Source organism: Pedobacter sp. (assembly GCF_045627485.1).
Lineage (GTDB): Bacteria > Bacteroidota > Bacteroidia > Sphingobacteriales > Sphingobacteriaceae > Pedobacter.
In genome coordinates this window covers 1-8,836 of the sequence record NZ_JAZQNU010000142.1, presented here as the reverse complement: position 1 = coordinate 8,836, position 8,836 = coordinate 1, and the positions used below count along the sequence as shown (strand labels likewise).

General features: G+C 40.0%; 11 protein-coding genes. 6 read left to right on the top strand and 5 right to left on the bottom strand.

The window, feature by feature from the left end:
• The 3 genes from ACR2F3_RS11230 to dusB form a co-directional block, all read right to left on the bottom strand.
• Positions 1 to 96: ApaG domain (locus tag ACR2F3_RS11230; RefSeq protein WP_432710069.1), on the bottom strand; the 96-nt coding region annotated here is incomplete at its 3' end.
• An 80-nt stretch (positions 97 to 176) separates the two neighbouring features.
• Positions 177 to 332, bottom strand: coding sequence for an ApaG domain (locus ACR2F3_RS11225; RefSeq protein WP_432710068.1), 156 nt, complete (start codon positions 330 to 332; stop codon positions 177 to 179).
• 33 nt (positions 333 to 365) lie between these two features.
• On the bottom strand, positions 366 to 1,373 hold the full coding sequence (gene dusB / locus ACR2F3_RS11220; protein ID WP_432710067.1) for a tRNA dihydrouridine synthase DusB: 1,008 nt from the start codon (positions 1,371 to 1,373) through the stop codon (positions 366 to 368).
• Positions 1,374 to 1,426: 53 nt separating this feature from the next.
• Here dusB and ACR2F3_RS11215 point away from each other — a divergent pair, with 53 nt between their 5' ends.
• From ACR2F3_RS11215 to ACR2F3_RS11205, 3 genes are read left to right on the top strand one after another with little or no spacing between them, the layout of a single operon-like run.
• A complete protein-coding gene (locus tag ACR2F3_RS11215) occupies positions 1,427 to 2,353 on the top strand; it encodes a CPBP family intramembrane glutamic endopeptidase (RefSeq protein ID WP_432710066.1) in 927 nt (308 codons plus the stop codon).
• A complete protein-coding gene (locus tag ACR2F3_RS11210) occupies positions 2,334 to 2,540 on the top strand; it encodes a DUF2007 domain-containing protein (protein WP_432710065.1) in 207 nt (68 codons plus the stop codon). The genes ACR2F3_RS11215 and ACR2F3_RS11210 overlap by 20 nt, the downstream gene beginning before the upstream one ends.
• Entirely contained in the window at positions 2,540 to 3,349 is an 810-nt protein-coding gene (locus ACR2F3_RS11205) for a phosphatidate cytidylyltransferase (protein WP_432710064.1), read from the top strand. The genes ACR2F3_RS11210 and ACR2F3_RS11205 overlap by 1 nt, the downstream gene beginning before the upstream one ends.
• A gap of 5 nt (positions 3,350 to 3,354) precedes the next feature.
• Here ACR2F3_RS11205 and ACR2F3_RS11200 read toward each other — a convergent pair whose 3' ends face one another.
• Positions 3,355 to 3,570, bottom strand: coding sequence for a DUF3820 family protein (locus ACR2F3_RS11200; RefSeq protein ID WP_432710063.1), 216 nt, complete (start codon positions 3,568 to 3,570; stop codon positions 3,355 to 3,357).
• 12 nt (positions 3,571 to 3,582) lie between these two features.
• Positions 3,583 to 6,924, bottom strand: coding sequence for a transcription-repair coupling factor (mfd, locus tag ACR2F3_RS11195; protein WP_432710062.1), 3,342 nt, complete (start codon positions 6,922 to 6,924; stop codon positions 3,583 to 3,585).
• 72 nt (positions 6,925 to 6,996) lie between these two features.
• On the opposite strand from mfd, the gene ACR2F3_RS11190 reads away from it, so the two are divergent.
• From ACR2F3_RS11190 to ACR2F3_RS11180, 3 genes are read left to right on the top strand one after another with little or no spacing between them, the layout of a single operon-like run.
• Positions 6,997 to 7,326 carry a DUF2752 domain-containing protein gene (locus tag ACR2F3_RS11190; protein ID WP_432710061.1) on the top strand — a complete coding sequence of 110 codons (330 nt, stop codon included), beginning with the start codon at positions 6,997 to 6,999 and terminating at the stop codon, positions 7,324 to 7,326.
• Between the two features lie 10 nt (positions 7,327 to 7,336).
• Positions 7,337 to 7,678 (top strand): TM2 domain-containing protein, encoded by a 342-nt coding sequence (locus ACR2F3_RS11185; protein WP_432710060.1) that lies wholly within the window; start codon positions 7,337 to 7,339, stop codon positions 7,676 to 7,678.
• 9 nt (positions 7,679 to 7,687) lie between these two features.
• Entirely contained in the window at positions 7,688 to 8,785 is a 1,098-nt protein-coding gene (locus ACR2F3_RS11180) for a Nif3-like dinuclear metal center hexameric protein (protein ID WP_432710059.1), read from the top strand.
• The last annotated feature ends 51 nt before the right edge of the window (positions 8,786 to 8,836 follow it).

The following is an 8,836-nucleotide window of genomic DNA, read 5'->3' as shown; positions in this document are numbered from 1 at the left end:
TTTACGTCTATTTAACTGTATCGTATATTCCGAAAGGTTTTCAATTTCAATGCGGTAGGCAAACATATAGTTATTGAGCGCAGGATTAGAATACAAGTCGGAGGCCAAGCGGTCTTAGGAAGACAATAGAGAGGGACAACTCCTTGGCTCACAGAACGACATGGCTACGATCCGACTTATTTACGTCTATTTAACTGTATCGTATATTCCGAAAGGTTTTCAATTTCAATGCGGTAGGCAAACATATAGTTATTGAGCGCAGGATTAGAATACTCATCTTGATAGATGGTTTCAACTGAAATTTTTACGTCCTGAGTAATTGCTATGACCATTTTGTTGATAATTTAAATTTAAGATTTCAAAAATCAAGCCATTTCAGACTGTGTTTCTAAATGTTGGTACTTGTCTGCCACTTCGTCGAGTATTTCGTGAATCACCTGTATATTTTCTTCTTTAACAAGCTGCATTCTATACCCTTTAAAATCTGGTAAACCTTTGAAATAATTAGCATAATGGCGTCTCATTTCGAATATACCTACTCTCGGGCCCTTCCATGCTAATGATTTTTCAAAATGAGTTCTACAAACATTAACGCGCTCCTCAACAGTAGGGCCAGCTAGAAATTTTCCGGTTTCAAAGAAATATTTCACTTCTCTGAAAATCCAAGGGTATCCAATGGCTGCCCTGCCAATCATTATGCCGTCTACTTCATATTCTAGTCGCCAATCTGCAGCTTTTTGTGGACTATCAATATCGCCATTTCCGAAAATAGGGATCTTTATTCTCGGATTTCTTTTAATATCGCGAATCATGCTCCAATCGGCCTGGCCTTTATACATTTGAGAACGGGTACGACCATGAATGGTTAAAGCCTGAATACCGATGTCCTGCAGGCGTTCTGCCACTTCATCGACATTTTTGGTATGGTCGTCCCAGCCCAAACGTGTTTTAACAGTAACAGGTAAATGTGTAGCGCGAACAACTGCATCGGTCATTTTTACCATTTTATCGATGTCCTGTAACAAACTAGCACCTGCTCCCTTACAGGCTACATTCTTAACAGGACAACCATAATTGATATCTATGAGATCTGGATTAGCCAGGGAAGCGATTTCTGTGGCTTCGCGCATATGTGGAATTTCACTGCCAAAAATTTGTATACCTATGGGTCTTTCGTACTCAAAAATATCAAGTTTCTGGCGACTTTTTGCGGCATCCCGAATTAATCCCTCTGAGGAAATAAACTCGGTATACATCATGTCAACCCCGCTTTGTTTACATACAAAACGAAATGGAGGATCGCTTACATCTTCCATCGGTGCAAGCAATAATGGGAAGGCTCCCAAATCTATATTTCCTATCTTTACAGACATTTTTCTATCTTCAAACCAAAATTTAAAGTACAAAGGTACAAATAATACGAATAATGAATTTCCCATACCAAGAAAAGCCTGAAAATAGTGCTTATTTACAATTACTTATGCTTTGTGGTTTTGCCTTGGCTGGAATTTTAATCAGTTCCGTGATTGGTTTTATCGTACTTTATTTTCTGTATGGAGAAGGGGTATTAATGGATATGAATGCACTTGCTGAGGGGGATAGAAAATACCTGAACGGATTAAAAGTTTTCCAGATTCTCTCTTCTATTGGGTTGTTTTTAGCCCCTCCTGTGTGTTTAGCTTTAACCGAAAGAATAAAAATCACAAAATTCTATGGTTTTAAAAAGCCAACCCTGAATTTGCTGGCCCTGGTTTTTTTAATTATGGTAGTGACCATGCCTTTTATGGAGTGGACCGCCTTATGGAACCAGAAAATGCATTTTCCGGATTTTTTAAAATCTATAGAGCGATGGATGAAAGCTAAAGAGTCTGAAGCCATGCGAATGACCTATCTATTTTTAAAAGTTAATGGATTTGGAGACTTTCTTATTAATTTATTTACGATTGCCCTTGTTCCGGCCGTTGCTGAAGAATTAATGTTTAGAGGAGGCGTACAACGTGCTTTTAACCGAATGTTTAATAACCCTCATGTGGCCATATGGTTGGCAGCTTTCCTATTTAGTGCTATACATATGCAGTTCTATGGATTTTTACCACGATTGTTATTAGGAGCCCTATTTGGATACATTTACGTTTGGACGGGTAGCCTCTGGTATGCCATTTTTGCTCATTTTATAAACAATGCCTATGCGGTATGTTATGCCTGGTACCTGCAAGCCAACAATATGCCATTAAACCAAACAGATGCCACTTTAAACACGCCATGGTACGGATATGTAATCAGCCTGGTGGCAGGCATCTATTTATTAATATATTTTAAAAACAAAACTAATTATGGAAAACAACTGGGTTAAGGTATACACCACAGAAAATGCGATTACAGCAGAGATAATCAAACAAGCCTTGGTAGAAAATGAAATTCCTGCGGTTGTGCTTAATCAACAGGACTCTTCATACCGGTCGTTTGGATTGTTAACTATCCTTGTAAGGCCTGAGGATATGGAAAAAGCATCGGCGTACATTAAAGAAAACGACTTATAATGAAGACTAGAGCAATTACCGCGTTCTTCTTTACCCTGGTTATGCTGGGATCTGTGTTTTTAGGACCCTATGCGTTTACAATTTTCTATTTATTACTTAGTTTGCTTGCCCTTAGGGAATTTTATAATTTGATTAAAACGGCAGGTATCAAGGCACATCAAGGCCTGGGCTTAGCCATCAGTGCTGCGGTGTTTTTAATTACTGCAAGTATCTGTTTCTGGAACCTGGAGAGCAGTTATTTTGTATTGCTTATTCCATTGATGTTCAGTGTATTCGTGATTACGCTTTACCAGCATCAGGATAATCCGTTTACCAGCATCGCCTATACCTTTGCGGGGATAATTTATGTAACCGTTCCATTTTGTTTTTTTTATGCGTTGGGCTTTGCCTTTACAGAACAGGAATTTAACTTCCATTTACCGCTGGCTTTTTTACTCATGTTATGGGCAAGTGATACAGGAGCTTATTTGTTTGGAAGAAAACTAGGTAAAACCAAGCTGTTTGAGCGCCATTCACCTAAAAAATCATGGGAGGGCTTTTTCGGGGGTGTATTTACAAGCGTACTGGTAGCATACATCATCTCTTTGATTTTTACCGAACTTTCTGCCCCAGTATTAATGGGCATGGCTGTGCTGGTTGTATCTTTTGGGACACTTGGCGACCTGGTTGAATCCATGTTAAAACGAAGCCTGAATGTAAAAGATTCAGGAACCTTGTTACCTGGCCATGGGGGCTTATTAGATCGTTTTGACGGACTTTTAATAGGTGCGCCGATTGTATTTACCTATTTGTACTTAATTTTAAAATAGAGGCCTTATCTGGCCTTTCTCAAGGGTGTGAGCAGGAACTCCAGTCCGTTGAGTTTAATTTCATACAAGGTGCCCAGCAAATCGCCTAATTTCCCTTTTGGAAAGCCTTTGCTGTGGTACCATACCAGGTAAGGTTCGGGCAGATCGCATAAGATCCAGCCCTTGTGTTTTCCATAAGGCATGCGCATGCTTACCAGGTCCTTGAGAAGTTGTGGGTTCATGGTATAAGATTATTATTCTGCGACCATATTGAGCATCTCGACAGCTTCATCTACGGTATTTAAATTCTCAAAAGCTATTCTAAGGGAGTTTTTAACCTCTTTTAAATTGCATAGACGTGGGTGCATCTGCGCAAAGTGCAATATTTTATTGAACATCACGGAATCAAAGAAAGCACTTTGCTTATCAGAGATAAAATAACCACGCACTACTCCTTTTTTGAAACTTAGTTTTTCAAACCCGAGTTTTTTGGCCACCCATTGAAGCCGTAACACACTTAACATGGTTTTAACAGGTTTAGGTACCGGTCCGAAGCGGTCTTTAAGTGACGCTTCAAAAGCCTTTAATTCTGTTTCGTTCTCTATTTTGGAAAGTTCGGTGTATAGATTGTACCTTTCGGTTATGTTGGTGACGTAATCATCCGGAATATACAATTCCAGGTCAGTATCAATTTGTGTAAAGTTTACAAAAGGCCTTTGAGGTTCCTCTTTAAACAGGTCTTTAAATTCATCTGATTTCAACTCCTGGATGGCTTCATCCAGAATTTTATGATACATATCGAAGCCTATCTCTGCAATGAAGCCACTTTGCTCTGCTCCTAAGAGGTTTCCACTACCCCGGATGTCTAAATCTCTCATTGCGATGTTAAAACCGCTTCCAAGGTCTGAAAACTCCTCAATCGCGCTGAGACGCTTTCTGGCTTCTGAGGTTAGGGTGGATAAAGGGGGACTCAATAAATAACAAAAGGCTTTTTTATTTGAACGCCCTACCCTGCCCCGCATCTGGTGTAAATCACTTAATCCAAACATATGTGCATGGTTAATGATGATGGTATTGGCGTTGGGAATATCAAGTCCAGCCTCAATAATAGTTGTAGCCACTAAAACATCCTTTTCACCATTGATAAAATCAAGCATAACGTCTTCAAGGGCGTCACCGTCAAGCTGCCCATGCGCTATACCAATCCTGGCCTTAGGAACCAGTCTTTGGATCATTCCACCTAGCTGAGGCAGGTCGTTTACCCGGTTATGGATAAAAAATACCTGACCACCACGATCCAATTCAAACTGTACAGCTTCCTGTATCAGTTTCTCATTAAAAACATGTAATTCCGTATTTACAGCTTGCCGGTTAGGCGGTGGCGTATTGATGATGCTTAAGTCCCTGGCACCCATTAGGGAGAAATGCAGTGTTCGTGGTATGGGTGTAGCGGTTAAAGTAAGTGTATCGACATTAACCCGCAGCGCTTTTAATTTTTCTTTCGAAGACACTCCAAATTTCTGTTCCTCATCAACAATCATGATACCCAGGTCCTTGAATTTTACATCTTTACTGAGCAAACGGTGGGTACCAATGATGATATCAACTTTACCTTCGGCTAGTTTTGCCAGCGTCTCTTTAATCTGTTTATTAGTTTTAAAACGGTTAATGTAATCGACGGTAACCGGAAATTCTTTTAGACGCTGTGAAAAGGTTTTGAAATGTTGTGTAGCCAAAATGGTCGTAGGTACCAATACAGCAGCTTGTTTGCCATTGGCAACGGCTTTAAAAGCCGCTCGTATAGCAATTTCAGTTTTACCAAACCCTACATCTCCACAGACAAGCCTGTCCATTGGATGAGGCGCTTCCATGTCTTTTTTGATATCATTGGTGGCTTTCTCCTGATCAGGGGTGTCCTCATAGATAAATGAAGCCTCGAGTTCCGTTTCCATATAGCCATCGGGCTGAAATGCGGTCCCAACCTGTGATTTTCGGAGGGCATAAAGCTTAATCAGGTCTCTGGCAATGTCTTTAACTTTTTTTTTAGTAGTTTTTTTGAGCTTCTCCCAGGCTTCTGTGCCTAGTTTATTAAGTTTGGGTGCCGTACCATCTTTACCACTGTATTTAGCTATTCGGTTCAGGGAGTTGATGTTGACATAAAGTAAATCGTTATCAGCATATACAAGCCTGATCATTTCCTGTGTCTTTCCGTTAACCTCTACCTTTTCTAACCCTGCATATTTACCTATTCCATGATCGATATGCGTAACAAAGTCGCCAGGTTTAAGGTCACGTAATTCTTTTAAGGTAATGGATTGACTACGCTGGTACCCTCTTTTGAGTTTATATTTATAAAAGCGGTCAAATATTTGGTGGTCGGTGTAAAAAGCAAAATGTTGCTGTGGATCTACAAAACCCTCTCTTAAAGCGAGGTGGACTGGTGTGAATTTGGCAGATTTATCGATGTCTTCAAGAATGGCATAAAGTCGTTCCGTTTGTTTGGAAGAGCCGCTGAAGATAAAATTATGTATACCCTGCTTCTCATTCTCTTTCAGGTTATGAATAAGCAGGTTAAAATCTTTATTAAAGGAAGGTTGAGGTTTAGTATCGAAAGCAATAACCTCTTCTGTTTTATAAAAGAACTGTTTTCCAAATTCTACCAGGTAAAAGTCCTGAAGAATATCTCCAAGCATTTTATGGTCTGTAAACCCATATTTTGGGTTAATCCAGTCGGGATTTTCGTATTTCTCCTTCTCAGGCAATGCCTTCCAAAGTTCAACAGCTTTTTTATAGCCGCTATTAACGATATCAAGCGTAAATTCTACGTCTTTAAACCATAACTGGGTATCTTTTTCAATATAGTCCAGCAGACTGATGTTGTTTTCCGTCAGGTATTTAGATTGTACGTTGGGAATGATCGTTAGGCTTTTTACGTCTTCCACGGAAAGCTGGGATTCAATTTCGAAGGTCCGGATGCTCTCTACAATATCGCCAAAGAACTCGATACGGTATGGCAGGTCGTGCGAAAAAGAGAAGATGTCAACGATTCCACCTCTAATAGAAAACTGTCCGGGTTCATATACAAAATCAGTACGTGAAAAGTCGTAATCGATCAGGAACTCATTAATAAATTCAATGCCTAATTTAGTATTTACGCTTATTTCCAGCGTGTTTTTTTCCAGCACAGAACGGTCTATTACCTTTTCGGCAAGTGCTTCGGGATAGGTGACCACAATTTTTCCAAATTCCGACTGGTGGTTCAGTTCATTGAGTACTTCTGCCCTGCCCAACACGTTTGCGGTGTCAATTTGTGTAAAATCGAATGCTTTTCGAAAAGACGATGGGAAGAGTAATACTTCTTTTTCCAGAAGGTTTTCCAGGTCGGCCAGGAAATAGGCGGCCTCTTCCCTGTCTGGCAAAATGAAAAGCTGAGGTTTATGCAGTAAGAAATAAATGGCTGCTGCAACTGTAGCATCGGCAGAGCCCACTAAACCTTTTAGTTGAACTTTATTACCTTTAGGGCCGTTAAGGGCCTTGGCCAATGCGACAATGCGCTCATCTGTTTTATATCTGTTAATCAGGTCGCGGATGTTCACAATACAAAGGTAAGATTTAAGAATCGCTATCCTGTAACAATGGGTCTAGAAATCAATCTAAAATGTAAAGAAATGATGATGACGCGACCGAAAATACCTGTAGAACTGATCCTTTGGATTGTTGCTTTGGTAATACTCGCGGGTTCTTCCCCAGCAGGGCATCATGAAAAGGGGCATTTCACATTTTGTCCGCTGGCCAATATGGGTTTAAGCTGGTGCCCGGGTTGTGGAATTGGCAGGTCTATTACTCATTTGTTTCATGGCGATGTACAAGCCAGCTGGAGGCAACATTGGTTTGGGATACCTGCGCTGATGATTTTGGGTTACCGCATTGTAACGTTGACACGGAGGTTGTATAGCAGCCGTAATAAAATTGAGAATAAGGAGGAGAGATATGTATAATTCACCATTTATGATGCTACCGGGTATTACGCCCGATGAATATTCGTATTTACAGGCTGCTACGACAGGATTTAGTGAAGCACAATTAAGGGGATTTTTAATGATTTACAGCAGTAAAAGAAGAAATCCCGATGATATGGTGTTGTATTGTGCCCTTGGTTTCTTTGTACCCGGATTACAGAGGTTTTTGCTCAACCAGATTGGCATGGGCATCCTTTATTTCTTTACTGCCGGTTTATGTTTTATTGGAACAATCATCGATTTAATAAATTATAAAACCCTTACTTTCGAATATAATCAACGTATGGTATTTGAAAGCCTACAGATGATTAAAATGGGAAAATTAATGTAATTTTACCTAATGAAGTTAGCCGTATTAACAAGATTTCTGGAAAGTTATGCACCATTAAATTACCAGGAGGACTATGACAACGCTGGATTAATTGTAGGACAAGCTGAAATGGAGGTAACGGGTGTACTGGTTGCGCTTGATTGTACAGAAGATATTGTAGATGAAGCTATGCTTCATGGTTTTAATGTGATCGTTACGCACCATCCTATTGTATTCAAAGGGCTAAAAAAGCTAAACGGCAAAAGCTATATTGAACGAGTAGTGATGAAGGCCATCAAAAATGATATTGCCTTATATGCAATCCATACCAACCTGGACCATGTGCACAATGGCGTAAGTGGTGAGATCTGTAAACGTTTAGGCTTAAAAAATCCGAGAATTTTGCGTCCTAAAGCTAACCTTTTAAAAAAACTCGTTACTTTTTGTCCCCATGCACAAGCGCCGCAGTTACGCGCTGCGCTATTTCACGCTGGTGCCGGTCAGATTTCAGATTACAGTGAGTGCAGTTTTAATTCTGACGGGTATGGCACTTTTAAAGGTAATGATCATACCAATGCTTTCGTAGGAGAGAAAAACGTACTTCATGAGGAGCCGGAAGTTAGAATAGAGACGATCTTTCTGGCCCAGGATGAACGTAGGATTATTGTTGCTTTGTTAGAAAACCATCCTTATGAGGAAGTGGCTTACGACATTTACTCTTTGGATAATAAAATGCAACAGGTAGGTGCTGGCATGGTGGGATGGCTGGAGCAAGGGATGGATGCGCCGGAGTTTTTAAGCTTTTTAAAGGACAAAATGAACGTTCAGGTGATCAGGCATACTCAAGCTTTACCGAAAAAGATCAGGCGCGTAGCCGTATGCGGCGGGTCTGGAAGTTTTTTATTGCCAGACGCTTTAGCGGCCAATGCCGATGTATTTATTACCGGCGATTTTAAATACCATGAATTTTTTGATGCGGATAAAAAATTGATGATTGCAGATATCGGACACTTTGAAAGTGAACAATTTACATCAAACTTGTTGGTTGAAATTATTCAAGAAAAATTTCCTAACTTTGCAATCCGTTTAACGGAGCATAATACAAACCCCATAAATTATTTCATTTAATGGAACAAACTGTAGAGCAAAAGCTGAAAGCTTTATACGAATTACAAACCC

Excerpts from the sequence above, each read along its gene's own strand:
- ACR2F3_RS11225 (WP_432710068.1), bottom strand. The coding sequence starts at position 332 with ATGGTCATAGCAATTACTCAGGACGTAAAAATTTCAGTTGAAACCATC.
- dusB (WP_432710067.1), bottom strand. The coding sequence starts at position 1,373 with ATGTCTGTAAAGATAGGAAATATAGATTTGGGAGCCTTCCCATTATTG.
- ACR2F3_RS11215 (WP_432710066.1), top strand. The coding sequence starts at position 1,427 with ATGAATTTCCCATACCAAGAAAAGCCTGAAAATAGTGCTTATTTACAA.
- ACR2F3_RS11210 (WP_432710065.1), top strand. The coding sequence starts at position 2,334 with ATGGAAAACAACTGGGTTAAGGTATACACCACAGAAAATGCGATTACA.
- ACR2F3_RS11205 (WP_432710064.1), top strand. The coding sequence starts at position 2,540 with ATGAAGACTAGAGCAATTACCGCGTTCTTCTTTACCCTGGTTATGCTG.
- ACR2F3_RS11200 (WP_432710063.1), bottom strand. The coding sequence starts at position 3,570 with ATGAACCCACAACTTCTCAAGGACCTGGTAAGCATGCGCATGCCTTAT.
- ACR2F3_RS11190 (WP_432710061.1), top strand. The coding sequence starts at position 6,997 with ATGATGATGACGCGACCGAAAATACCTGTAGAACTGATCCTTTGGATT.
- ACR2F3_RS11185 (WP_432710060.1), top strand. The coding sequence starts at position 7,337 with ATGATGCTACCGGGTATTACGCCCGATGAATATTCGTATTTACAGGCT.
- ACR2F3_RS11180 (WP_432710059.1), top strand. The coding sequence starts at position 7,688 with ATGAAGTTAGCCGTATTAACAAGATTTCTGGAAAGTTATGCACCATTA.